24 protein-coding genes are annotated in these 22,412 nt (G+C 62.5%); 18 read left to right on the top strand and 6 right to left on the bottom strand.

Annotated features, from left to right (window positions below; translation table 11 throughout):
- Positions 1-12: 12 nt before the first annotated feature.
- On the bottom strand, positions 13-1,092 hold the full coding sequence (locus tag ACODSZ_RS07730) for an acyltransferase family protein (protein ID WP_488927349.1): 1,080 nt from the start codon (positions 1,090-1,092) through the stop codon (positions 13-15).
- 271 nt (positions 1,093-1,363) lie between these two features.
- Between ACODSZ_RS07730 and ACODSZ_RS07725 the strand changes: the two genes are divergently transcribed.
- Complete coding sequence (locus ACODSZ_RS07725; protein ID WP_034350226.1) at positions 1,364-1,606, top strand: hypothetical protein; 243 nt, start codon at positions 1,364-1,366, stop codon at positions 1,604-1,606.
- An 89-nt stretch (positions 1,607-1,695) separates the two neighbouring features.
- On the opposite strand, the gene dmeF is transcribed toward ACODSZ_RS07725, so the two are convergent.
- Both dmeF and ACODSZ_RS07715 read right to left on the bottom strand, forming a co-directional pair.
- Entirely contained in the window at positions 1,696-2,667 is a 972-nt protein-coding gene (gene dmeF, locus ACODSZ_RS07720) for a CDF family Co(II)/Ni(II) efflux transporter DmeF (protein ID WP_488927348.1), read from the bottom strand.
- A 16-nt stretch (positions 2,668-2,683) separates the two neighbouring features.
- A complete protein-coding gene (locus ACODSZ_RS07715; protein WP_008328095.1) occupies positions 2,684-2,959 on the bottom strand; it encodes a metal/formaldehyde-sensitive transcriptional repressor in 276 nt (91 codons plus the stop codon).
- 245 nt (positions 2,960-3,204) lie between these two features.
- Between ACODSZ_RS07715 and ACODSZ_RS07710 the strand changes: the two genes are divergently transcribed.
- From ACODSZ_RS07710 to ACODSZ_RS07660, 11 genes are all read left to right on the top strand, one after another.
- Positions 3,205-4,893 carry a methyl-accepting chemotaxis protein gene (locus tag ACODSZ_RS07710; protein WP_488927347.1) on the top strand — a complete coding sequence of 563 codons (1,689 nt, stop codon included), beginning with the start codon at positions 3,205-3,207 and terminating at the stop codon, positions 4,891-4,893.
- Between the two features lie 193 nt (positions 4,894-5,086).
- Complete coding sequence (locus ACODSZ_RS07705; protein ID WP_008328105.1) at positions 5,087-5,959, top strand: CheR family methyltransferase; 873 nt, start codon at positions 5,087-5,089, stop codon at positions 5,957-5,959.
- Positions 5,956-6,561 (top strand): chemoreceptor glutamine deamidase CheD, encoded by a 606-nt coding sequence (gene cheD / locus ACODSZ_RS07700; protein WP_008328106.1) that lies wholly within the window; start codon positions 5,956-5,958, stop codon positions 6,559-6,561. The genes ACODSZ_RS07705 and cheD overlap by 4 nt, the downstream gene beginning before the upstream one ends.
- A gap of 69 nt (positions 6,562-6,630) precedes the next feature.
- Positions 6,631-7,707: a protein-glutamate methylesterase/protein-glutamine glutaminase gene (locus ACODSZ_RS07695; RefSeq protein WP_034350229.1), complete on the top strand. Its 1,077-nt coding sequence runs from the start codon at positions 6,631-6,633 to the stop codon at positions 7,705-7,707.
- 175 nt (positions 7,708-7,882) lie between these two features.
- Positions 7,883-8,278, top strand: coding sequence for a chemotaxis response regulator CheY (cheY, locus tag ACODSZ_RS07690; RefSeq protein ID WP_006712751.1), 396 nt, complete (start codon positions 7,883-7,885; stop codon positions 8,276-8,278).
- Complete coding sequence (gene cheZ / locus ACODSZ_RS07685; protein ID WP_488927346.1) at positions 8,271-8,930, top strand: protein phosphatase CheZ; 660 nt, start codon at positions 8,271-8,273, stop codon at positions 8,928-8,930. Before cheY ends, cheZ begins: the two co-directional genes overlap by 8 nt.
- Positions 8,931-9,290: 360 nt before the next feature.
- Positions 9,291-10,466, top strand: a complete 1,176-nt coding sequence (gene flhB / locus ACODSZ_RS07680) for a flagellar biosynthesis protein FlhB (protein ID WP_008328122.1) — start codon at positions 9,291-9,293, stop codon at positions 10,464-10,466.
- 2 nt (positions 10,467-10,468) lie between these two features.
- Positions 10,469-12,577, top strand: a complete 2,109-nt coding sequence (flhA, locus tag ACODSZ_RS07675) for a flagellar biosynthesis protein FlhA (RefSeq protein WP_175342434.1) — start codon at positions 10,469-10,471, stop codon at positions 12,575-12,577.
- Positions 12,574-14,067 (top strand): flagellar biosynthesis GTPase FlhF, encoded by a 1,494-nt coding sequence (gene flhF, locus ACODSZ_RS07670; RefSeq protein ID WP_008328127.1) that lies wholly within the window; start codon positions 12,574-12,576, stop codon positions 14,065-14,067. Before flhA ends, flhF begins: the two co-directional genes overlap by 4 nt.
- Positions 14,068-14,101: 34 nt before the next feature.
- Positions 14,102-14,905, top strand: a complete 804-nt coding sequence (locus ACODSZ_RS07665; protein WP_008328129.1) for a MinD/ParA family ATP-binding protein — start codon at positions 14,102-14,104, stop codon at positions 14,903-14,905.
- Between the two features lie 5 nt (positions 14,906-14,910).
- The gene (locus ACODSZ_RS07660) at positions 14,911-15,648 is read left to right on the top strand and encodes an RNA polymerase sigma factor FliA (protein WP_175342435.1); all 738 of its coding nucleotides are present in this window, start codon (positions 14,911-14,913) and stop codon (positions 15,646-15,648) included.
- Positions 15,649-15,768: 120 nt separating this feature from the next.
- Here ACODSZ_RS07660 and ACODSZ_RS07655 read toward each other — a convergent pair whose 3' ends face one another.
- From ACODSZ_RS07655 to flgA, 3 genes are all read right to left on the bottom strand, one after another.
- On the bottom strand, positions 15,769-16,227 hold the full coding sequence (locus tag ACODSZ_RS07655) for a flagella synthesis protein FlgN (RefSeq protein WP_175342436.1): 459 nt from the start codon (positions 16,225-16,227) through the stop codon (positions 15,769-15,771).
- A gap of 31 nt (positions 16,228-16,258) precedes the next feature.
- Positions 16,259-16,579, bottom strand: coding sequence for a flagellar biosynthesis anti-sigma factor FlgM (flgM, locus tag ACODSZ_RS07650; protein ID WP_175342437.1), 321 nt, complete (start codon positions 16,577-16,579; stop codon positions 16,259-16,261).
- A 213-nt stretch (positions 16,580-16,792) separates the two neighbouring features.
- On the bottom strand, positions 16,793-17,566 hold the full coding sequence (flgA, locus tag ACODSZ_RS07645; RefSeq protein ID WP_175342438.1) for a flagellar basal body P-ring formation chaperone FlgA: 774 nt from the start codon (positions 17,564-17,566) through the stop codon (positions 16,793-16,795).
- Positions 17,567-17,794: 228 nt separating this feature from the next.
- Here flgA and flgB point away from each other — a divergent pair, with 228 nt between their 5' ends.
- The 6 genes from flgB (at position 17,795) to flgG (ending at position 22,406) form a co-directional block, all read left to right on the top strand.
- Positions 17,795-18,223 carry a flagellar basal body rod protein FlgB gene (flgB, locus tag ACODSZ_RS07640; protein WP_008328136.1) on the top strand — a complete coding sequence of 143 codons (429 nt, stop codon included), beginning with the start codon at positions 17,795-17,797 and terminating at the stop codon, positions 18,221-18,223.
- Positions 18,224-18,229: 6 nt separating this feature from the next.
- On the top strand, positions 18,230-18,634 hold the full coding sequence (gene flgC / locus ACODSZ_RS07635; RefSeq protein WP_008328139.1) for a flagellar basal body rod protein FlgC: 405 nt from the start codon (positions 18,230-18,232) through the stop codon (positions 18,632-18,634).
- Between the two features lie 14 nt (positions 18,635-18,648).
- On the top strand, positions 18,649-19,374 hold the full coding sequence (locus tag ACODSZ_RS07630; RefSeq protein ID WP_008328141.1) for a flagellar hook assembly protein FlgD: 726 nt from the start codon (positions 18,649-18,651) through the stop codon (positions 19,372-19,374).
- 39 nt (positions 19,375-19,413) lie between these two features.
- Positions 19,414-20,700: a flagellar hook protein FlgE gene (gene flgE, locus ACODSZ_RS07625; protein WP_008328143.1), complete on the top strand. Its 1,287-nt coding sequence runs from the start codon at positions 19,414-19,416 to the stop codon at positions 20,698-20,700.
- Between the two features lie 120 nt (positions 20,701-20,820).
- Positions 20,821-21,558, top strand: a complete 738-nt coding sequence (gene flgF / locus ACODSZ_RS07620; protein WP_008328146.1) for a flagellar basal-body rod protein FlgF — start codon at positions 20,821-20,823, stop codon at positions 21,556-21,558.
- A gap of 65 nt (positions 21,559-21,623) precedes the next feature.
- Positions 21,624-22,406, top strand: coding sequence for a flagellar basal-body rod protein FlgG (gene flgG / locus ACODSZ_RS07615; protein WP_008328148.1), 783 nt, complete (start codon positions 21,624-21,626; stop codon positions 22,404-22,406).
- Positions 22,407-22,412 lie beyond the last annotated feature (6 nt).

Below are 22,412 nucleotides of genomic sequence, written 5' to 3'. Positions count from 1 at the left end.
TGCTCGCTCTGCTTATTTCAGCTGTGCGCTGGAAGGGGTCGCCGACCATGCTCGCGCGCGTTCTCCGATGACCTTGCGAACGGGCGCGTCATAGAAGTAATGCAGCACCCATGCGATCCCGATCAGGAGGGCAAGAAACATGATCCCAGCCCACGGGGCAAATTCGGACACCTGGCGACCGCTCGCGAAGATCGGGAAGGCGTGTCTGATCAGTTCGGCCAGTGGACTATGGATGATATAGATCGGATAGGAAATCACGCCGAGGAACTGGCAGATCCGGGCCAGACTGCCCGATGGCTGGTACCGCATTCCCGCATAGACCAGGAGCGGGAAGATGAGGCACACCGCCACCACATCGTAGAAGGGGACAATACCAGCGGAGGGTGATGCCATCAGCGTCAAGGTCACCGCGATAATGGCCAGGCCCGCTCTGCCATTGCCGAGCACGGCGCGATGGTTGACGCGTACAAGCCAGCGGTACAGCAGAACGCCCGCCGCAAAAGAAAATCCCACACGTAACAGGCTGACATGGTAAGTGCGTCGATGGAAGCCGGCGTCCAGGCTATGTTGTGAAGACATGGCCACAAAAAGAATCATTCCGGCCAAGCAAGTCAGCATCAGTGCCGCCAAGGCGCGGTCGTTGAGCCGGCGCACTTTCCAGCCATAGATGAAGTTGGCGATCATTTCCGAGGACAGCGACCAGGCCGGGCCATTCAGTGGAAAGAGCAGGCTGGAGTACAGTGCTGGCAGCATGAGCAGGCCCGCCATGGCCGCAATCGGCAGTTTCCCCTGGAAGGCTGACAAACCGGTCAGTACCGCCAAGATGCCGATGCAGATTCCGAGAAAGTACAGCGGATAGAGCCGTAGCAGGCGAATCCACATGAACCGGGGCAGATTCATGTCAGTCTTGAGGCGCTGCTCATAGGAGCGCGCCACCACTGCGCCACTGAGCAAAAAGAAAAGATCGACGGCCAGATAGCTTGAAAAGAATGGGTTGTCACCGAAATACGCAGTGGTATGACGGAGAACCACGAGAATGGCAGCAATGCCCCGGAAACCGTCCAGGGTGAGGAAGTGATCTTTGTGGGTCATGCTCAGCTCGCGGTTCTTGTTCAATTGCCCTGACTTGACTGCGCGGCGCTGAGCCGGGCGTCGAAGCTGCTGGCAATTTGAGCAATGCTGGCCGAGTAGTTCCCTGATGAGCTCGGGTATATTTTTACGGCGTTGCTTGACGCGTTACACAAACACACAATTTGGCGTCCTCTGCCGAATGCTTGAGCTCGTTACCTGATCACCACCCCCAAGTGGTTCCGGCGCCTTCGGGCGCCGGCCCTTTCCGCCAAACAAAATCAGGAGCAAGCCCATGAAATCCCTCGTATTGATACCGGCGTTGGCCGCGGCCTTCGGCCTGAGCGGCTGCGTCGTGGCCCCGCCCACGGTGCGACCGGCCTATGTGGCCGAGCCGGCTTACGTGGCACCGCCCGGCGTAGTGTACGTGCAGCCCACCTATGCCTCGCCCGGTCCCGGCTGGGTCTGGGAATATCACGCCCACTATGGCTGGGGCTGGCATCATCCGCGCTACGGCTGGCATCGCGGCTGGCGCTGAACCTGAGCCCAACGGATGGGCCAGACGCAACAACAGCGGCCTCGGCCGCTGTTTTTTCTTGATCCCTCCCGGCACCCGGTGCCACCTGTTTATCGGGCTTGATGCAGTTCCAGTGTCAGGTGGCGCAGCTCGGTCACGGTCGCCAGTTTCTGGCGCAGTTGCGCCTCCGTCATGACCTGCCTGGCCGATACGCTGACAATGGCCGCCCGCGCCGCAGGACCGATGCGCCAGACATGCAGGTCCTCGATCTGCACCGGCGCATCGGCCAGCGCCCGCTCGATCCGCGTCGCCACCTGCGCATCGGTCACGTCCAGCAGCACTGCCGCACTGGAGCGCAACAGGCTCCACGACCAACGTGCAATCACCACCGCGCCCACCACCCCCATCAACGGATCCAGCCAGGTCCAGCCCAGATAGAGCCCCGCCAGCAGAGCGGCAATGGCCAGCACCGAAGTGAGGGCGTCGGCCACCACGTGCAGATAGGCCGAACGCAGGTTGTTGTCCTGCCCTTCGTGATGATGGCCGTGATGATCGTGCCCATGCCCGTGGTGATCCTCGTGAGCGGGATGTGCATGCGCCGCTTCATGAGCATGCGCATGATCGTGCCCATGCCCCTGCATCAGCAACAGGGCACTGACGATGTTGACGATCAGGCCGACGACCGCAATCGGAATCGCCTCGCCAAAATCCACCACGCTGGGACTGGCCAGTCGCCACAGCGATTCGCCGCCGATACCGATGGCGATGACCGCCAGTACCAGCGCCGAAGCAAAGCCGGCCAGGTCGCCGACCTTGCCGGTGCCAAAGCTGAATCGCTCGTCGTGCGCATGTCGACGGGCAAACACGTAGGCGCCGGCGGCAATGGCCAGCGCCCCCGTGTGGGTGGCCATGTGGAAGCCATCAGCCAGCAGGGCCATGGAGCCGGTCAGGTAGCCCACTGCGATTTCGGCCACCATCATTACCGCCGTCAGGGCGACCACCCACAGCGTGCGGCGGGTGTTGCGGTCATGGTTGGCGCCCAGATAGTTGTGGTCGTGGCGGTAAGTGGCGTGGCTGTTCATGCTGTCTCCTTTGATCTCATTTGGCATAGCGGCGGATCGCTTCCAGGAGCTCTTCCAGCCCCTGTTGGCGTTCTTCGTCGCTCAGACCCGATCGGGCCACGTGTTCGCGAGCATGCGATTCGATCAGTTCATCCATCAGGCCGTGCACGGCACCGCGAATGGCCGCCGCCAGGTGCAAGGTCCTGGCGCAGTCGGCTTGACCTTCCAGCGCGCGCTCCAGCGCCTGCAACTGACCACCGATGCGACGCACACGATTGAGCAGGGCATCCGTGTGCTGTGTCAGATGAGCCATATACCATACCCCCCTATCCTATAAAGTGAGGCGATTATAGTCGTACCGGAGAAAAAGTGTTGGGTGCCGGGTGCGCGAGGTATCGGGCCTGTTATGATGTGGCAATATGGGATATGAAGATTTGTTCGTTCAGTTAGGCGTAAGCTGGCCGCTATAGCCTCTGGAAACTGCGGTGTATTTGGTCCGCACCCAAACCTGTGTGGGAACAGGTGAAGAAAAGCGGAAAAATCCGCGAGGAGACAAGAATGGGGAAGATCACGGAGACCGGCGCATCCGCCCGGACATGGAGCGGCGCATTGCCCTGGATGGCGGGCCTGGTGCTGGGCGGCGCAACGGCGCTGGCGCTGCATGCTGCCGGTGCGGCGCAGTGGCTGAGCGCGCCAGGCTGCAGCGGCGTAGCTGTCCTGCTGGGCCTGTTGGCGTTTTCGCTGGCGCAGCGGCGCGGGCAGACCGGGGATGGGCAACTGGTGGACAAGATCGGTGGGGAGATCGATCACATCATGATCGGGGCGGCCGAGACGTCCTTCTTTGTCGATACCATCAAGACCAAGATCAGCAAGGACGTGGTCGCTGCCGACCGCATCACGGCCAGTGCCGAGCAGAACGCGACCACCACCGAACAGATTGCGGCCAATGCCGAGCGCGCCTCGGCCATTGCGGCAGAAGTCCGTACCGAAAGCGTCAGCGGCCGTTCCGAGGTCGACCGAGGGCTGGAGCAGATTGGGCAGGCGCGTACGGATGCCTTGTCGGCGTCGTCGATGATGGCGCAGTTGCAGGAAAAGTCGCGACGCATCCATGGCATCACCGAAGTGATCAGCGAGATTGCCGCCCGCACCAACCTGCTGGCCTTGAACGCGGCCATCGAAGCGGCCCGTGCCGGCGAGCAGGGGCGCGGGTTTGCCGTGGTGGCCGGGGAGGTGCGCCAGCTGGCCCAGCGCACCAAGGAAGCCACCGACGACATCGGCGTGATGGTGCGCGCCATCACCGAAGAAGCCGAGCGTGCCGCCACGGGCATGAATTCGCTCAGCAGCCGCGTGCTGGAGGCGGCGCAGAACGTGGAAAAGGTGCATGGGCTGCTCAACAGCATCGAACGTTCCGCCAGCCAGTCGCAGGAACAGATCGAGGAAATCGCGGTAGCCTCGCGCGAACACGTGCAGACTACCCAGGAGATCGCCGAGGCCATCACCGACATTCGCAACGGCATGCTGCAGACTGATCACGAACTGCCGCGCGTGGCGGCGTCGGCCATGCTGCTCTCGGAGCGGGCCGAGGCCGTGTTCGAGGCCATCATCGATGGCGGCGCGCGCAGCGGACACGACGCCATTCGTCTGGCAGCAAGCGGTGCCGCGCAGGCGGTGGGCAAGCTCTTCGAGGCCTCGATCCGGTCCGGTCAGATCAGCGAAGCAGCCCTGTTCGACCGCAGCTACAAGCCCATTCCCAACACCTCGCCACAAAAGCATTCCAGCCAGTTCGACGGTTTTACCGACCGCGTCCTGCCGGCGATCCAGGAAGCACTGCTGGCCAGCATGCCGCAACTGGCCTATGCGGGTGCCGTCGACAATAACGGTTACTTTCCAACCCACAACAAGAAGTTCTCCCAGCCCCTGACCGGTGACTACGACACCGACCTGGTCAACAACCGCACCAAGCGCATCTTCAGCGACCGCACCGGCAAGCGCTGCGGGGCCAACACCAGACCCTTCCTGTTGCAGACCTATAGACGCGATACCGGCGAGGTGATGCACGACCTGTCGGTGCCGATCTACGTCAACGGCAAGCACTGGGGCGGGTTCCGGGTAGGGTATCGGTCCAGCCATACTCCGGCGCAGTCTTCCGCACCGGCTCCAGAGGCTGCGGCTCCGGTCAGCAAGGCCGCAGCACGCTCGCCGGGGAGTGGGCGTCCCGCGCGGCCGGTGAGGATTTCCAAGATTTGAGAAGCCTATGCACGTCGGCCCCTGATTGACTTGCCGCAATAGGGGGGTAAAACCGTTTCATTTCCACGGCTGATTCGCTTGACCCCGCCAGACGGCTGATAGATTATGCGCCAAGGGGGTGTCCGTCCTGATAGGGCGGGCGATAGACAGCAAGCAGCGTCTCAAGGGGCGCTGCGCCAGGGAAGGAAAGACAGTGAAGCCGACGGTACCAGGCAAGGGCGAATCATCCGGCAAGGAGTTCGATTTCAACAGCCGTGATTTCGAGCGTGTGCGTGGCCTCATCTACCAGCGGGCCGGCATCGCGCTGGCCGACAGCAAGCAGGAAATGGTTTACAGCCGCCTGGCGCGGCGCCTGCGGGCCACCGGCATCACCTCCTTCCAGCAATACCTGGACATGCTGGAGCGCACCCACGACTCCGACGAGTGGGAAGCCTTCACCAATGCGCTGACCACCAATCTGACCTCGTTCTTCCGCGAGGCGCATCACTTCCCGATCCTGGCCGATTTCCTCAAGACCCTGAAGGAACCCGCGACCATCTGGTGTTCGGCGGCCTCCACCGGAGAAGAGCCCTATACCATCGCCATGACCGCCTGCGAAGCCTATGGCTCGATGACGCCACCGGTACAGATCGTGGCCACCGACATCGATACCAATGTGCTGGCCACCGGCGCCAATGGCGTCTACCCCATGGAGCGCATCGAGAAGATGTCGCCCGAGCGGGTCAAGAAATTCTTCCTGCGCGGCAAGGGTAGCCATGAGGGCTACGTACGCGTACGTCCTGAACTGCGCAAGCTGATTACCTTCAAGCAGCTCAATCTGCTGGGCGACGGCTGGCCCCTGAGCGGTCAGTTCGACGTGATCTTCTGCCGCAACGTGATGATCTATTTCGATAAACCGACCCAGAGCAAGATCCTGTCCCGATTCGTCCCCTTGATGAAGCCTCATGCCCTGCTGTTCGCCGGCCATTCGGAGAACTTCCTGTATGTCTCCGATGCCCTCAAGCTCAAGGGCAAGACGGTCTATGAACTCAATGCCACGCAGCGCGTCGCAAGGACCAAGCCATGAGCCAGGCCTCGGAGCAGATTGCCACCAATCTCTATTACGATCGCACCTTCGATTGCGATGCGGCCAAGATCTTGCCGGGCGAGTACTACTTCACCACCAAGGACATGATGATCGTCACCGTGCTGGGCTCCTGCGTGTCGGCCTGCATCCGTGATCGCGTCTCCGGCATCGGCGGCATGAACCACTTCATGCTGCCCGACGGCGGCGGCGACGACGGCAGCCCGGTCTCGGCCTCGGCACGTTACGGTACCTATGCCATGGAAGTGCTGATCAACGACGTGCTCAAGTCCGGCGCGCGACGCGAGAACCTGGAAGCCAAGGTATTTGGTGGCGGCAATGTGCTGCGGGGCTTCTCGGCCATCAATGTGGGCGAGCGCAATGCCGAATTCGTGCGGCGCTACCTCAAAGCGGAAAACATCCGCGTGGTCGCGGAAGATCTCAACGACATCTATCCGCGCAAAGTCTATTTTTTCCCGCGGACCGGCAAGGTGCTGGTCAAGAAACTGAAACAGATGCACAACGACACGCTGGTCAATCGCGAAAAAGCCTACGCCAGCAAGCTGGTCACCAAGCCGGTCGGTGGCGAGGTGGATCTGTTCTGACGGGGTGGGGCGGGCACTGCCCGGCCGTAACCGGGGCAACCTGCAATATTGAGTTTGAGTGACTGAGTGATGAAAATTAAAGTTCTTATCGTCGACGATTCGGCACTGATCCGCAGTGTCATGCGCGAAATCATCGGCAGCCAGCCGGACATGGAAGTGGTCGGCGTGGCGCCGGACCCGATCATTGCGCGCGAGCTGATCAAGCAGACCAATCCGGACGTGCTCACGCTGGACGTGGAAATGCCGCGCATGGATGGCCTGGATTTCCTGGAAAAGCTCATGCGTCTGCGCCCCATGCCGGTGGTGATGGTGTCTTCGCTGACCGAGCGCGGCTCCGAAATCACCCTGCGCGCGCTGGAGCTGGGGGCGATCGATTTCGTGACCAAGCCCAAGATCTCGATCCAGAGCGGCATGCAGGAGTATGCCGACATGATCGCCGAGAAGATCCGCGCCGCCGCCAAGGCGCGCGTACGCGCCCGTCCGTCGCGCGCGGCCGAGCAGGCCGCCACGCCCGGCGAGGCCTTGCCGCAGATTCGCAATCCGCTCACCAGTAGCGAAAAGTTGATCATCATTGGCGCCTCCACCGGCGGCACCGAAGCCATCAAGGAATTCCTGATCCGCATGCCCTCCGACTGCCCGGGTATCCTCATCACCCAGCATATGCCGGAGGGTTTTACGCGTTCCTTCGCCCAGCGTCTGAACAACCTGTGCAAGATCTCGGTGGTGGAGTCGGCCGGCAATGAACGCGTGCTGCCCGGCCATGCCTATATCGCACCGGGCCACTCGCACCTCAAGCTGGTGCGCAGCGGCGCCAACTACATGACCCAGCTCGATCAGGGACCGCCGGTGAACCGTCATCGCCCCTCGGTGGACGTGCTGTTCCAGTCGGCCGCCACCTGTGCCGGCAAGAATGCGGTGGGCGTGATCCTGACCGGCATGGGCAAGGATGGTGCCCAGGGCATGCTGGAGATGCGCAATGCCGGTGCCTACAACTTTGCCCAGGATGAAGCGTCCTGTGTGGTCTTCGGCATGCCGCGCGAAGCCATCGCCATCGGTGCCGCGCACGAAGTCCTGTCGCTGCAGGCCATGCCGGGCAGGGTGCTGGCGTGGCTGGCGGAACACGGAAGTCGCGCACTGCGCGTCTGAAGCGGGTTTCGGCGCGGATTGTTCTGCCGATTTTGTTTTGCTGCACTACAATGCGAGGCAGATGAGGGGCAGCACGGGCGCTCAGCCCGTGCTGAGGTGAAAAGAGGTATCGGTTCAAGTTGGCTCATGCACTTGCCGATAACCAAGAATTCAATTGTTCAGATGGAGTCTTAGCATGTCGGGTCCCAATACCAAGTTCTTAGTCGTCGACGATTTTTCGACCATGCGCCGCATCGTGCGCAACCTGCTCAAGGAATTGGGCTATACCAACGTGGATGAGGCCGAAGATGGCGTGCAGGCGTTGCAGAAGCTGCGCAGCGACCAGTTCGACTTCGTCGTCTCCGACTGGAACATGCCCAACATGGACGGCCTGACCATGCTGCAGGAAATCCGCAAGGATCCGGCCCTCTCCAAGCTGCCCGTGCTGATGGTGACCGCCGAAGCCAAGAAGGAGAACATCGTCGCCGCCGCCCAGGCCGGTGCCAACGGCTACGTGGTCAAGCCTTTCACCGCCGCCACGCTGGATGAAAAGCTGGGCAAGATCTTCGAAAAGATGGCCGCAGGTGGCTGAGGTGGACAACGCTGCCAATCCTGCCCGTACCGCTTCCGGCGAGGGTGCCGGGGTCAACGACGAGGTGCTGGTCCGCATCGGCCACATGACGCGCAACCTGCACGACAGCTTGCGCGGTCTGGGTTTTGACCGGCTTCTGGAGAAGGCCGCCAGCGACATGCCCGACGCGCGTGACCGCTTGGAATACGTGGCCCGCATGACCGAGCAGGCGGCCCAGCGCGTGCTCAATGCCACCGAACTGGCCAGTCCGCTGCAGGAGCGCATCAATGAGGGTGCCAGCGAACTCAAGGCGCAATGGGATGCAGCGGTCACCGGCAGCTTTGCCGAAGCCGATGTCCGCGCCCTGGCGGCAAAGACTTCGGCCTTCCTGGCCCAGACCAGCGAGGACAGCAGCCTCACCAAGCAGCAACTGCTGGACATCATGATGGCCCAGGACTTCCAGGACCTGACCGGCCAGGTCATCAAGCGCGTCACCAAGCTGGCGCATGACTTGGAGTCGCAACTGGTGCAACTGCTGGTGGACTATGCCCCGTCCGAGACCAAGCGCGAAGATACCGGCCTGCTCAACGGTCCGCAGATCGATCCGGCCGGCAAGGATGTCATCGCCAACCAGGGCCAGGTGGACGACCTGTTGGAGAGCCTGGGCTTCTGAAGTCGTTCTCTTCCTGCCGTTTTACCCGCAAACGCTCCGTGACTTGCCATTGAGGCAACTTCGGAGCGTTTTGTCTTGATGTGGCCTGTACGCCACGCGGGACCTGCCTTCCGGGCCGGGCAGGTGGCCGCGAGGGCCCGTCCGGCTTGACTTTCTTCATCTATTGCTGAATCGATACGCAGCGTTTTGTCGCAGGCAGACCCTTGGGTTTTTGCCTAGTCCGAAATGGGGCAGCTTTTCGCCCTTATTCCCCTGATGCTCGGGGCGCTTGCTCGCCAATAATCCTAGCCTATTGTTCTAGAAATCCGTCCAGCGCGTGCAGTGCTGGAGGAAAAGCGGTTTAGCAGGGGGATACGGCGGATGGCCGAAGACAGCGACATGGAGCGGACCGAACCCGCCACGGGCAAACGCATTGAGCGTGCCCGTGAGCAGGGGGATGTCCCGCGTTCGCGTGAATTGGCCACGACCTTGATGCTGCTGGTTGGTGGCAGCTGTGTCTGGCTCTTCAGTGGTTCGGTGGTCACCAGCCTGGATCGCGTGCTGGTGGCGACCATGAGTTTTGAGCGGGCGGCCGCTTTCGATCCGGTGGTGATGTTCGACATGCTCGCCGCGCACCTGCTGGATGTGGCCATCGCGCTCATTCCCATCGCCTTCATGATGGTGCTGGCGACCATCGCGGCCCCGCTGATGCTGGGGGGCTGGCTGTTCAATGTCGAGTCGCTGGCGCCCAAATTCAGCAAGCTCAACCCCATCAGCGGCCTGTCCAACATGTTTTCGGTCAATTCGCTGGTGGAGCTGGGCAAGGCCGTGCTCAAGACTCTCTTGGTGGGAATCGTGGCCTGGATGGCCATTCGCAGCCAGCTCGATGCCGTGCTGGGGCTGGGGGTGGAGTCGCTCAAGACCGCCGGCGCGCATTCGGCGCAGTTGCTGTGGTTCAGCTTCATCACCATGGTCTCGGCGCTGATCCTCATCGCCGTGCTGGATGTGCCTTACCAGATCTGGAATTACGGCCGCAAGCTGCGCATGACGCGCGAAGAGGTCAAGCAGGAGCACAAGGAATCCGAAGGCGACCCGCACATCAAGGGCAAGATCCGCGCGATGCAGCGCGCCATGGCCCGTCGCCGCATGATGGCTGAAGTGCCCACTGCCGACGTGGTGGTCACCAACCCGACCCATTATGCGGTGGCCCTGAAGTACGCCGAAGGCAAGATGGGCGCCCCCAAGGTCGTGGCCAAAGGTGCCGATGACATCGCCGCCAAGATCCGCGAACTGGCCCGCGAGCACAAGGTCCCGCTGCTGGAAGCGCCGCCCCTGGCGCGTGCGCTGCACACTCATACCGAGATCGGCGACGAGATCCCCGAGGCGCTCTACACCGCCGTGGCAGAAGTGCTGGCCTATGTCTTCCAGCTGCGTACCTATGGGCAGTTCGGCGGCAATCGTCCGGTCGAACCGACCGATCTGGCCGTGCCCAGAGAGCTCGATCCGGCGACCGCGCCCAAGAAACCGCGCGGACCCAAGAATAGAAACAGACGGTAACAATGGCAACCAAACTCAACACCATGAAAATCCCGGCCTGGGTCCCGATCAAGAATGGTCGGGCGCTGGCGGCGCCCATCCTCATCATCATGATGCTGGCGATGATGGTGCTGCCCTTGCCGGCCTTCATGCTGGATCTGCTGTTCAGCTTCAACATCTCGCTGTCGGTGATCGTGCTGATGACTGCGCTCTACACCGTCAAGCCACTGGACTTCATCGCCTTCCCGGCGGTGCTGCTGGTGTCGACCATGCTGCGCCTGTCGCTCAACGTGGCCTCCACCCGTATCGTGCTCACCGAAGGACATACCGGCCCGGATGCGGCCGGCAAGGTGATCGAGGCCTTCGGTCACTTCCTCATCGGTGGCAATTACACCGTCGGTATCGTGGTGTTCGTGATCCTGACCATCATCAACTTCATGGTGGTGACCAAGGGTGCCGGTCGTATCGCCGAAGTGGGCGCACGCTTCACCCTGGACGCCATGCCCGGCAAGCAGATGGCCATCGACGCCGACCTCAACGCCGGCCTCATCGGTGAGCCCGAGGCGCGCGCCCGCCGCAAGGAAGTGGCGCAGGAGTCCGAGTTCTACGGCGCCATGGACGGTGCCTCCAAGTATGTGCGCGGTGACGCCATCGCCGGCATCATCGTGACCGTGGTCAACATCGTCGGCGGCCTGGTGGTGGGCATGGTGCAGCATGACCTGGCCTTCGATGCAGCCCTGAAGAACTACACGTTGCTGGCCATCGGTGACGGCCTGGTGGCGCAGATTCCCTCGCTGATCATCTCGACGGCCGCCGGTGTGGTGGTCTCGCGCGTGGCCAACGATCAGGACGTGGGCGGACAGCTGATCAATCAGCTCTTCGCCAAGCCGGAGGTACTCTACATCACCGCCATCATCATCGGCGGCATGGGCATGATCCCGGGCATGCCGCACATTGCCTTCCTGCTGCTGGCGGCGGCCATGGGGGGCGGCGCTTATGCCATCGGCAAGCGTACCGAAAAGGCCAAGACCGAGGCTGCTGCGTCGGCGCCCCAGGCAGCGGCTTCGGCCGCCGCGCCCTCCGAGGCCGAGGAGGCCACCTGGAACGACGTCATGCCGGTCGATACCCTGGGCCTGGAAGTGGGTTATCGCCTCATTCCGCTGGTGGACAAGGGGCAGGGCGGGGAACTGCTCAAGCGCATCAAGGGTATCCGCAAGAAGTTCGCCCAGGAGGTCGGTTTCCTGTCGCCGCCGATTCATATCCGCGACAACCTGGAACTAAAACCCTCGGCCTATCGCATCACCTTGAAGGGCGTGGAAGTGGGCAATGGCGAGGCGCATGCCGGCCAGTACCTGGCCATCAATCCCGGCATGGTGACCGGTCCGCTGCCGGGCATGATGACCTCGGACCCGGCCTTCGGCCTGCCGGCCGTGTGGATCGACAGCGGCCTGCGCGAACAGGCTTCCACCATGGGTTATACCGTGGTCGATGCCGGCACCGTGGTGGCGACCCACCTCAATCACCTCATCACCACCCATGCCGCCGAGCTGCTGGGCCGCCAGGAAGTGCAGAGCCTGCTGGACCACCTGGCCAAGGAAGCCCCCAAGCTGGTGGAAGACCTGGTGCCCAAGATGCTGCCGCTGGGCACCCTGCAGAAGGTCTTGCAAAACCTCTTGCTGGAAGGGGTGCATATCCGCGATATGCGCACTATCATCGAAACATTGGCCGAGCATGCCGCGCGCATTCAGGACCCGACCGACCTCACGGCGATTGTGCGGATTGCCTTGGGCCGGGCCATCGTGCAACAGATTTTCCCGGGCGAGAACGAGCTGGCCGTCATGGCCCTCGATTCCAAGCTCGAACGCCTGCTCATGCAGGCACTGCAAGCCAGCGGCGAGACCGGCGGTATCGAGCCGGGCCTGGCCGATTCGCTGGTACAGCAGACCGAGATGGCCGCGCAACGCCAGGAACAGATGGGCCTGGCGCCGGTGCTGCTGGTCGGCGCACCGCTGCGGACCTTGCTGGCGCGCTTCTTGCGCCGCGCCATGCCGCAGTTGCGCGTGCTGTCGCACGCTGAAGTCCCCGAGTCGAAAACGATTAAAGTTACCAGCCTAGTTGGAGGGCAAGCATGAACGTCAAGAAATTTATCGCCAATTCTTCTCGCGAGGCCTGGCGCCAGGTTCGCGAGGCGCTTGGTCCGGATGCCGTCATTCTCTCCAACCGCAACATTCCTGACGGGGTGGAGATCCTGGCCATGGCCAACGAGGACATGACCACCCTGGTGGCGCCGACCGGCGCGCGCGATCCGAACGGACGTGCCCAGGCGGCTTCGCTGCAGCAGCAGTCGGGCTTGCCCAGCGCCCAGCAGCCGCGGCGTCCGGCCCTGCTGTCCTCCCCGGTGGCGCAGCAGCCCACTCGCGCAGCACGCCCCGAGAACGCGCCACTACTGGATCAGCCCGCCCAGGCGCGTACCCCGGCGCGCGCGGCAGAACCTGCATCGGCCAGCGACGCCCGCGTCTGGCGCAGCCGCCGCGCCGAGCAGGCCGCTGGCGGCCGGGCAGCGACCTCGGCGCAGCAGGCGCAGGAGTCCGGCGAGCAGGATATGCGCCCGCGCTCGGCGCTGCCCGAATTCGATGGCAAGGACTATGATGAAATCCTGTCCGAGGTCATGAGTGAAATCCGCTCCATGCGCGGTGTACTGGAAACCCAGTTGGCCGAGATTTCCTGGGGCGGCACGCAGAAGCGCGACCCGCTCAAGGGTGTGGTCCTCAAGGAAATGCTGGCGGCCGGTTTTTCGGCCAGCCTGTCGCGTCTGATTACCGAAAACCTGCCCGCCAACTCGAAGTCGCAGGACATCATGTTCTGGGTCAAGTCGGTGCTGGCACGCAATCTCAACACCCTGGCCAACGAAAACGAGCTGCTCGAAAACGGCGGCGTCTTCGCCCTGGTCGGCCCCACCGGCGTGGGCAAGACCACCACCACCGCCAAGCTGGCGGCGCGCTGCGTGATGCGCCACGGCTCCGGCAAGCTGGCCCTGATCACCACCGACGGCTACCGCATCGGCGGTTACGAACAACTGCGCATCTACGGCAAGATCCTGGGCGTGATGGTCCACTCGGTCAAGGATGAGACCGACCTGCGCATCGCTCTGGAAGAGTTGAAAGGCAAGCACACCGTGCTGATCGACACCGCCGGCGTGGGCCAGCGCGATCAGATGGTGGCCGAGCAGGACGCCATGCTGGCCGGTGCCGGCGTGGACATCAAGCGCCTGCTGTGCCTGAACGCCACCGCCACCGGCGGGACCCTGAACGAAGTAGTGCATGCCTATTCCAGCTCCGGTCTGGCCGGCTGCATCATCACCAAACTCGATGAAGCCGCCACCATCGGCAATGTGCTCGATGTGGTGATCCGCCACAAGCTCAACCTGCATTACGTGGCCAATGGCCAGCGCGTGCCGGAAGACCTGCACGTGGCCAACAAGCTGTATCTGGCCGACCGCGCCTTCAAGCAGAAGCGCGAAACCGCGCCCTTCGAGTTCCAGGAGGGCGAGTTGCCGGGCGTGATCGGGCCGACCGCGATGTCGATGAATGACAAGGGCCTGCGCGAGGTGAGCTTTGGCTAGTTACGACATCGACCAGGCAGCAGGACTGCGCCGGATGCTGGAAAGGCCGGTGCCGCGACTGTTTACCTTCTTCTCCGTCCTCGGCGAGGAAGAGAAGAGCGCCATGCTCATCAACCTGGCGGCCTCGCTGTCCCAGGCCAAGCACAGTGTGCTGGTCGTGGATGGCGACGTGGCCAGTACCGGACTGTTGACGCGCATCGGCTTGCGCCATGACGTGGCCACGCTGCAGGAGGTGGCGCGCATGGAGCGTCCCTTGATCGAGGCTACTCGTCTGCTGCCGGAAGGATTTTCGATGGCGCGCATCGCCCGCCGCAGCGTTCCTTCGGCCACCGACCCGCACGCAGGACGGCTGGCCGAGATCTTCGACAGCCTGATCGGCCAGGCCGAGATCACCCTGGTCAATGGCGTGCTGGCGCGCGACCTGTCGCTGCCGGTGCCGACCATGGAAATGGGTGAGATCGTGATTCAGGTGTCGACCACGGCCTCGTCGATCAAATCGGCCTATGTGCTCCTGAAGAGCCTGAGCGACCGTATCGGTCGCCGTCCCTTCAGTCTCATCGTCAACGATGCCACCGAAGCCGAAGCCCGCACCGTCTATGCCAACATGGCCCAGGCTGCCAGCCGCTACCTGGCGGCGCAATTGAATTTCATGGGGTCGATTCCGGCCGATGACCATATCCGCCGGGCCACCGGGCAGGGCCGGGCAGTGATGGACGTGTTTCCCTTCGCCGGGGCGGCGCTGGCGTTCCAGCGCCTCTCCAAGCGCTTTACGGCGACCCCGGACGCGACCGGCAGCAGCTACCGCATGGCCACCGACGGTGCCAGCCTGGGAGTGTGACGTGCATGTATAACGTCAAGGGAAAAAAGGGCAAGAACGACGTGCTGGAGCAGCATGCGCCGCTGGTCAGGAAGCTGGCGCATCAGCTCAAGGCCAAGCTGCCCCCCAGCGTAGAGGTGGACGACCTGATCCAGGCCGGCATGATGGGCCTGCTCGACGCCGTCAACCGCTATGAGGAAACCCATGGCGCGCAGTTTGAGACCTATGCCGTGCAGCGTATCCGTGGCGCCATGCTCGACGAACTGCGCAGCAGCGACTGGCTGCCGCGCAGCATCCGCCAGAATGCGCGCAAGGTGGAAGAGGCCATGCAGACCCTGCTGCAGCAACTGGGCCGCCAGCCGCAGGAGGCGGAAGTGGCGCAGCACATGAAGATCAGTCTGAGCGATTACCAGGCCCTGCTGACCGACTGTGGTGGCCATCAACTGATTTATTACGAGGACTTTCACGACGACGAGGGCGGTCATGAGCACTTCCTGGACCGCTATCAGACCGGCGAGGGTGAGGATGATCCGCTGCAGAGCCTGATCAACGGCGGTTTCCGTGAAGCAGTGGTGGATTCCATCAAGGCCCTGCCCGAGCGTGAGCAGCTCCTCATGGCGCTGTACTACGAGCAGGAAATGAACCTCAAGGAAATCGGTGCGGTCATGGGTGTCTCCGAATCGCGCGTATGCCAGCTGCACAGCCAGGCGATTTCGCGCATGCGTACCTATCTGCGCGAGCATTCCTGGAGCGGGGTGGCCTGAGTCCGCAGTACGACAATGAGCAGCATGCCGTATTTGCCGATGCCACATTTGCAGACACGTTAACGACAAAGCCCGGCCATGCCGGGCTTTTTGCTGGTCACCGCGCCTGAGCGGGAAGCGTTACACCACACCCAGTCGACGGCCCGAGGATTTGATGCTGTTCTGACCGTCGGGGCCATAGAAATTGCCAGTGCCGGTCTTGCCTTGCAGAATCGTGAGTGCGCTCTGGTTGATGGAGAGCTTCTTGCCGATCAGCAGGCCATTGACGCGGTTCAGTTCCTTGGCATCCTGGGCCAGTTCGAAGAGGCCGGCCCAGAGATCGCGGTCGGCCTCGCTGGCCTGTTCATTCATCCACTTCTGCATGCCGGCTTCATCTGCGCTGTAGCCCAGCGTACCCAGCAAGGCATGACGGTTGCCAGCCAGGGTGGACATTTCAGCAACGATGGCAGCTTTTTCGGAAATGATGTCGGTCAGCCCTTCCGCAGTGGCTTCGGCCAGCAGAGCCTGTTCCTGGGTCAGTTTTTCCACCAGGCGCGACATGGCAGCGTGTTCCTGGGACAGTTTGCTGGCCGGATTCATGCGAAAGATCCTCTGCAAAAACGAAAGGTGATCAGGCCGGGCGGGCGCTGATGAGGGTCTTGACGGTATCGATCAGGCCATTGGCGACCTTCTCGGGATCGATCTGGAAGGTGCCATTGGCAATGGCGGCCTTGATCTCGGCCACTTTCTTGGCGTCAAAGCTGCTGCTCTTGCTGTCGCCCTTGGTTTCCAGCGCCTGGTAGGTGCTGGACAGGCGCACGCTGTCCGAGGTGGCGGCGGTGGCAGCCGCGCCGTTGCCGGCGGCAGCGCCGCCCTGGGCGGTGGTGCGGGCTTGCGTCTGCGTCTGCTCGGTGTTGAGGGCAGCGGATTTGAGGGCGTCGTTAACGTTCACGGCAGTATTCCTTGTAGGGTGGGGGCGCAGCGCACCCGCCTGTCGTATGGATTATCGACCAGTTCTGGGCAAACTTTAACATTCCCGCACCTGAAATCAGCGCATTTCGGGTACTTTTCTTCACATTCCTGCCAGGGCGATCCGCTGCGTTCCGCCTGGGCGTTGCTCTCCGGGAAATTGCTTCATATCAATAAAGAAACCGGCCTGGCCGGCTCAATAATTGATTTCCAGGATCCCGCCGGCCTTGGCAATGCCGCTGACGACCTGGCCGGTTGCCGTGCGGGCCTGGGCCATCTGGCCTTCGTTGGCATTGGTCAGGGCGCGTGCTTCGGTGGAGATCTGGAAACCCGGTCCCGTCGAAACCACACGCACCGCCTGGCCCTGCTGCACTACGCGCTGGTTGCGGATGGCATCCAGGCGCAGGGGCGTGCCGGCGCGCAGAGACATGTTGGCCACCCGGCCGACCACTTGCGATTCTTCGGTGACGACCCCGCTGGGCAGGGTCGACATGTCACCGTGGATGCGGGTGACGTCACTGGCGCTGATGGTCTGGCCCTGGGCCAGCGGTACGGCGGCGACCAGGTAATCCGAGATCACCTGGACGTTGGCGCGCAGGTAAATGGTCCAAGGGGAGGGCGCCACGCACTTGACGCCGACCGTGGTGCGGCCGAACAGGCGGCCGCCATTGGGCATGAAGGCTTGCGGTTCGAGGCAGGCCGCCAGTGTGAGGCGTGTATCGACCGGGTCGATGGTGACCGTGACGCTGCCGGGCAGGCCCGAGGTCTGGCCTTTCAGGAATTCTTCTGCCACTTGTTGCAAGGCTGATAAGTCCTGCTTTTGCGGCGTATTGGGAGTATTGGCCGTGCTGGCGCCGTTGGCGCTGATCTGGGCGTGTGCGGGCGCAAGCGTCGCCAGGCCGGCTGCCAGCAGGGCCAGGGCGGCGAAGGTGCGGCGCAGGGCGCGCAAGGGGTGGTTCAGGTGTTTCATGTTGTGCAACTTGCCGGCAGGGCGTAGGCGAATCTTGGCAGTGATGTTACTTCGCGCGCGCGAGGTCAAAAGCGCAAACAGGGGAGGCTTTTCTCTCTTTATCGCCCCTTAGAGTCCGGGGACCGAACGTATGATCAAGCCTACGTAATTCCATCATCGGCGCAGTCCGCAAGCGGCCAGGCAAGGGCAGGCGAGAGCGGCGCAGCGACGGTATTTCCGGAGGACCCGATGGTCTCTAAGCTCGACGATTTTTTCCGTTTCAACGAGATGGCGCTGAACCTGCGGGCCCAGCGCCAGCAAGTGCTGGCGTCCAACATCGCCAATGCGGACACGCCCAACTACAAGGCGCGTGACGTCAACTTTGCCGATGCGCTCAAGAATGCGCTGGATAGCAAGAGCACCACCCTGCCGCCCCTGCAGCTGGAGCGCACTGCCGCGGCCCACGTGGCCGGTACCGCGCCCGACAATGGCCCGGGCAGCATCGGCGGTTCGCCCTTGCAGTACCGTACGCCGGCCCAGGGCAGCGTGGACGGCAACACGGTCGATCTGGACGTGGAACGCAATGAATTCGTCGACAACGGCCTTCGCTACGAAGCCGGCGTCACTGCCGTGAACGGCCAGATCAAGGCCATGTTGAACGCCATCCAACCGGGTTGATAAACCATGTCTCTTTCCAACATCTTCAACGTGGCCGGCTCGGCCATGAGCGCCCAGGCCCAGCGGCTCAATGCCACGGCCAGCAACATCGCCAACGCCGACAGTGCCACCAGCCCCGACGGAACGCCCTACAAGGCCAAGCAGGTGGTGTTCGAAGCCATTCCCGTGGGCGGGGTCAAGGACAGCGGCGTGAAGGTCGCGGCCGTGGTCGAGGACCAGGCCCCGCCCAAGCTGGTCTATGACCCCAAGCATCCCATGGCCGATGGCAATGGCTACGTGGCCATGCCCAACGTCAATCCGGTCGAGGAAATGGTCAACATGATCTCGGCTTCGCGCTCTTACCAGACCAATGTGGAAACGATGAACACGGCCAAGGCCATGCTCGTCAAGACCCTTACCATCGGCCAATAACCAGGACCTGAATCATGGCAATCGTCTCCAGTGACCTGCTCACCGCAATGAATGGTACGAGCAGCAGCTCGTCCACCACCACCAGCTCTTCCAGTCTGGACGACAACAGCCCGGACGCGATCCAGAATCGCTTCCTGACGCTGCTGATCGCGCAGATGAAGAACCAGGATCCCAGCAACCCGATGGACAACTCGCAGCTCACCACCCAGATGGCGCAGCTCTCGACCGTCTCGGGTATCAGCCAGTTGAACAACTCGCTGTCCACGCTGATGGGCAATCTCAATTCCTCGCAGGCACTGTCCACGGCCAACATGATCGGTCACAGCGTGCTGGCCCCGGGCAACAGCATCCAGCTGACCTCCGATACCACCAAGGACAGCAGCGGCAATGATGTCACCAGCCAGAAGGCCGTCTTCGGCGTGAACCTCTCCGGTACCGCTTCCTCGGTGGTGGTGACCATCAAGGATTCCACCGGCGCCGTGGTGCATACCACCGATCTCGGTACCCAGGCGGCCGGCGTGGTGCCGGTGATCTGGGATGGCACCAACAACACCGGCGGCAAGGTGGCCGATGGCAACTACACCTTCACGGTCAGCGCCTCCAACAACGGTACGGCGGTGAGTGCCTCGACCTTGTCCTTCGGCACCGTATCAAGCGTCTCGACTGCGTCGGACGGCGTCAAGCTCAACGTCTCCAACATCGGCACCATCAAGCCGACCGACGTCGTGCAAATTCTTTAATCGTCATTACCGACAACATTCGGAACAAGGGGATATCTCATGAGTTTTCAACAAGGTCTGAGCGGACTGAACGGCGCAGCCAAGAGCCTGGACGTCATCGGTAATAACGTGGCCAACGCCAGCACGGTGGGTTTCAAGCAGTCGCAGACGCAGTTTGCCGATATGTATGCCAATTCGATGAACCGTTCCGGCAATTCGCCGGTGGGCATCGGCGTGACCGTCGCCAACGTGGCACAACAGTTCACCCAGGGCAACATCAGTTCGTCCAACAATCCGCTGGATATCGCCATCAATGGCGACGGCTTCTTCCAGGTGGCTCCCTCGCTGACCGACCTGTCGCCGATGTACGGCCGCAACGGCCAGTTCCAGCTGGACAAGAATGGCTACATCGTCAATCCCAGCATGAACGGCGCTTACCTGATGGGCTGGGCGGCCGGTACCTCGGGAGGGGACCCGGTTGCGCTGCAGATCGATACCTCGGCCATTCCGGCCACCACGACGACTTCCATCACCACCAAGGTGAACCTGGATTCGCGCCTCGATACGCCGACCACCACGCCGTTCAATGCGGCCGATCCGACGACCTACAACAATTCCACGGGCGTGACCATCTACGACAGCCTGGGTAATCCGTACAGCGTCCAGACCTACTACGTCAAGCACGACCCGGACACCACCGTGACGCCGCCCACCACCAGCTGGGACGTCTACGCCAAGGTGGGTGACAAGACCCTGGTGACCACCAGCGGCGGTTCGGTCCCGCTGTCCCTGGGCACGATGACATTCGATTCCACCGGTGCGCTCATCAGCGGCGGCACGATGAGCATCGACCTCACCGCGACCGGCGCGAACTCCGATGTGGCTGCCGGCGGCGGCAACTTTGCCAGCGCCATCTCGCTCAGCTATACCGGCTCGACCCAGACCGGTTCGGCCTTCGTGAACCTGGCGCAGAGCCAGAACGGCATGCCGCCCGGCACCCTGTCCAGTTTCTCGATCGACAAGGACGGTTCCATCGTCGGCTCCTACAGCAATCAGCAGACCAAGAACCTGGGTACCGTGGTGCTGGTGAACTTCGCCAACCCGAACGGCCTGCAACCGCTGGGCAACAACCTGTACCAGGCTACCGGCGCAGCCGGCAGCGCGCTGGTGGGCAAGCCGACCACCGGTACCTTCGGCACTCTGCAGGCGCGTGCGGTGGAAGACTCCAACGTCGACCTGACCGCCGAGCTGGTCAACATGATCGTGGCCCAGCGCGTCTACCAGGCCAACTCGCAGACCATCAAGGTGCAGGACACCGTGCTGCAGACCCTGGTCAGCCTGCGCTGATAAGTTTCACAGGATGTACCCGGCGCGCCGTGCGGCGCGCCTGCTTCAAGGCTGCCGGCGTCGTCGGTGGCCGGTTTGAACCGATGGCGCCAGGGATGGACGCCATTACTAAGGGGTGATATGGATCGTCTGATCTATACAGCGATGTCGGGTGCCAAGCACACGCTTGAGCAGCAAGCCAGCGCCAGCAACAACCTGGCCAATGCCACGACCACGGGTTTTCGCGCCCAATTGAATACCTTCCGTTCGGCGCCGGTGGTGGGCCCGGGCCTGCCCACGCGCGCCTTCGTGGTGGATTCCACGGCCGGCAACGATTTTTCCCAGGGGCCGATTCAGGATACTGGCCGTGCTCTGGATGTGGCGGTGCAGGGCCGTGGCTGGATCGCGGTGCAGACCGCTGACGGTGGCGAAGCCTACACCCGCAACGGCAGCTTCAAGATCAACGAGAACGGCATCCTGCAGACCCAGAACGGTCAGTCCGTACAGGGTGACGCCGGTCCGATCACGATTCCGCCGGATACCACCGTGGCCATTGCTGCCGACGGCACGGTGTCCTCGATCCCGACCAACGGCATTCCCAATGCGGTCAACGTGCTGGGTCGTATCAAGCTGGTCAACCCGGACGACAAGAATCTCCAGCGTGGTGATGACGGCCTGTTTCGCACCATCACCGGTGCCGCCCAGCCCGACGCCAACGTGCGCCTGGCCAGCGGTGCGCTGGAGGGCAGCAACGTGAACGTGGTGGAAGCGATGGTCAACATGATCAACCTGTCGCGCCAGTTCGAAATGAACATGAAAGTGATCCAGACCGCCGAGAGCGATGCGACCAAGGCGACCTCGATCCTGACGCTGTCCTGATGCTGGTCACGCACTTGACCTCAATGATGTACCCGCAGCGCAAGCGCTGATTACCGGAGAAACAAATGATTCGTTCCCTGTGGATTTCCAAGACCGGCCTGGATGCGCAACAGACGCAGCTGGACGTGATTTCCAACAACCTGGCCAACGTCAGCACCAATGGTTTCAAGCGTTCGCGCGCCGTCTTCGAAGATCTGCTGTACCAGACCGTGCGCCAGCCCGGTGCCCAGTCTTCGCAGCAGACGCAATTGCCCTCGGGCCTGCAGATCGGTACCGGTGTGCGTCCGGTGGCCACCGAGCGCATCTTCACCCAGGGTAACGTCAACCAGACCAACAATGACAAGGACCTGGCGATCCAGGGCAATGGCTTCTTCCAGATCCTGCTGCCCGACGGCACCACCGCCTACACCCGCGATGGCTCCTTCCAGACCGACAGCCAGGGCCAGATGGTGACCTCCAGCGGCTACACCCTGCAGCCGCCGATCACCATTCCGCTCAACACCACCAAGCTGACCGTGGGCCGTGACGGTACCGTCTCGATCATGCAGGCCGGTTCCACCGCTACCACGCAGATCGGTACCATCCAGGTCGCCACCTTCATCAACCCGGCTGGCCTGGAAAGCCGTGGCGAGAACCTGTACGTCGAAACCGCCGCTTCCGGTACGCCCAACCCGAACACCCCGGGGACCAACGGTGCCGGTGCCCTGTGGCAGGGTTACGTGGAAACTTCCAACGTGAACGTGGTGGAAGAGCTGGTCAACATGATCCAGACACAGCGCGCCTATGAAATCAACAGCAAGGCCATCACCACGTCCGACCAGATGCTGGCCAAGCTTTCGCAGCTGTAAGGCTTC

Source organism: Herbaspirillum sp. FG34 (genome assembly GCF_057809315.1).
Note: the sequence above shows the minus strand (reverse complement) of the source record. Positions and strands in the feature narration are given on the sequence as shown.

What these genes read in the sequence shown, in the direction of transcription:
- ACODSZ_RS07730 (WP_488927349.1), bottom strand. Translation starts at nt 1,092, where the DNA reads ATGACCCACAAAGATCACTTCCTCACCCTGGACGGTTTCCGGGGCATT.
- ACODSZ_RS07725 (WP_034350226.1), top strand. Translation starts at nt 1,364, where the DNA reads ATGAAATCCCTCGTATTGATACCGGCGTTGGCCGCGGCCTTCGGCCTG.
- dmeF (WP_488927348.1), bottom strand. Translation starts at nt 2,667, where the DNA reads ATGAACAGCCACGCCACTTACCGCCACGACCACAACTATCTGGGCGCC.
- ACODSZ_RS07715 (WP_008328095.1), bottom strand. Translation starts at nt 2,959, where the DNA reads ATGGCTCATCTGACACAGCACACGGATGCCCTGCTCAATCGTGTGCGT.
- ACODSZ_RS07710 (WP_488927347.1), top strand. Translation starts at nt 3,205, where the DNA reads ATGGGGAAGATCACGGAGACCGGCGCATCCGCCCGGACATGGAGCGGC.
- cheD (WP_008328106.1), top strand. Translation starts at nt 5,956, where the DNA reads ATGAGCCAGGCCTCGGAGCAGATTGCCACCAATCTCTATTACGATCGC.
- ACODSZ_RS07695 (WP_034350229.1), top strand. Translation starts at nt 6,631, where the DNA reads ATGAAAATTAAAGTTCTTATCGTCGACGATTCGGCACTGATCCGCAGT.
- cheY (WP_006712751.1), top strand. Translation starts at nt 7,883, where the DNA reads ATGTCGGGTCCCAATACCAAGTTCTTAGTCGTCGACGATTTTTCGACC.
- flhB (WP_008328122.1), top strand. Translation starts at nt 9,291, where the DNA reads ATGGCCGAAGACAGCGACATGGAGCGGACCGAACCCGCCACGGGCAAA.
- flhA (WP_175342434.1), top strand. Translation starts at nt 10,469, where the DNA reads ATGGCAACCAAACTCAACACCATGAAAATCCCGGCCTGGGTCCCGATC.
- flhF (WP_008328127.1), top strand. Translation starts at nt 12,574, where the DNA reads ATGAACGTCAAGAAATTTATCGCCAATTCTTCTCGCGAGGCCTGGCGC.
- ACODSZ_RS07665 (WP_008328129.1), top strand. Translation starts at nt 14,102, where the DNA reads ATGCTGGAAAGGCCGGTGCCGCGACTGTTTACCTTCTTCTCCGTCCTC.
- ACODSZ_RS07660 (WP_175342435.1), top strand. Translation starts at nt 14,911, where the DNA reads ATGTATAACGTCAAGGGAAAAAAGGGCAAGAACGACGTGCTGGAGCAG.
- ACODSZ_RS07655 (WP_175342436.1), bottom strand. Translation starts at nt 16,227, where the DNA reads ATGAATCCGGCCAGCAAACTGTCCCAGGAACACGCTGCCATGTCGCGC.
- flgA (WP_175342438.1), bottom strand. Translation starts at nt 17,566, where the DNA reads ATGAAACACCTGAACCACCCCTTGCGCGCCCTGCGCCGCACCTTCGCC.
- flgB (WP_008328136.1), top strand. Translation starts at nt 17,795, where the DNA reads ATGGTCTCTAAGCTCGACGATTTTTTCCGTTTCAACGAGATGGCGCTG.
- flgC (WP_008328139.1), top strand. Translation starts at nt 18,230, where the DNA reads ATGTCTCTTTCCAACATCTTCAACGTGGCCGGCTCGGCCATGAGCGCC.
- ACODSZ_RS07630 (WP_008328141.1), top strand. Translation starts at nt 18,649, where the DNA reads ATGGCAATCGTCTCCAGTGACCTGCTCACCGCAATGAATGGTACGAGC.
- flgE (WP_008328143.1), top strand. Translation starts at nt 19,414, where the DNA reads ATGAGTTTTCAACAAGGTCTGAGCGGACTGAACGGCGCAGCCAAGAGC.
- flgF (WP_008328146.1), top strand. Translation starts at nt 20,821, where the DNA reads ATGGATCGTCTGATCTATACAGCGATGTCGGGTGCCAAGCACACGCTT.
- flgG (WP_008328148.1), top strand. Translation starts at nt 21,624, where the DNA reads ATGATTCGTTCCCTGTGGATTTCCAAGACCGGCCTGGATGCGCAACAG.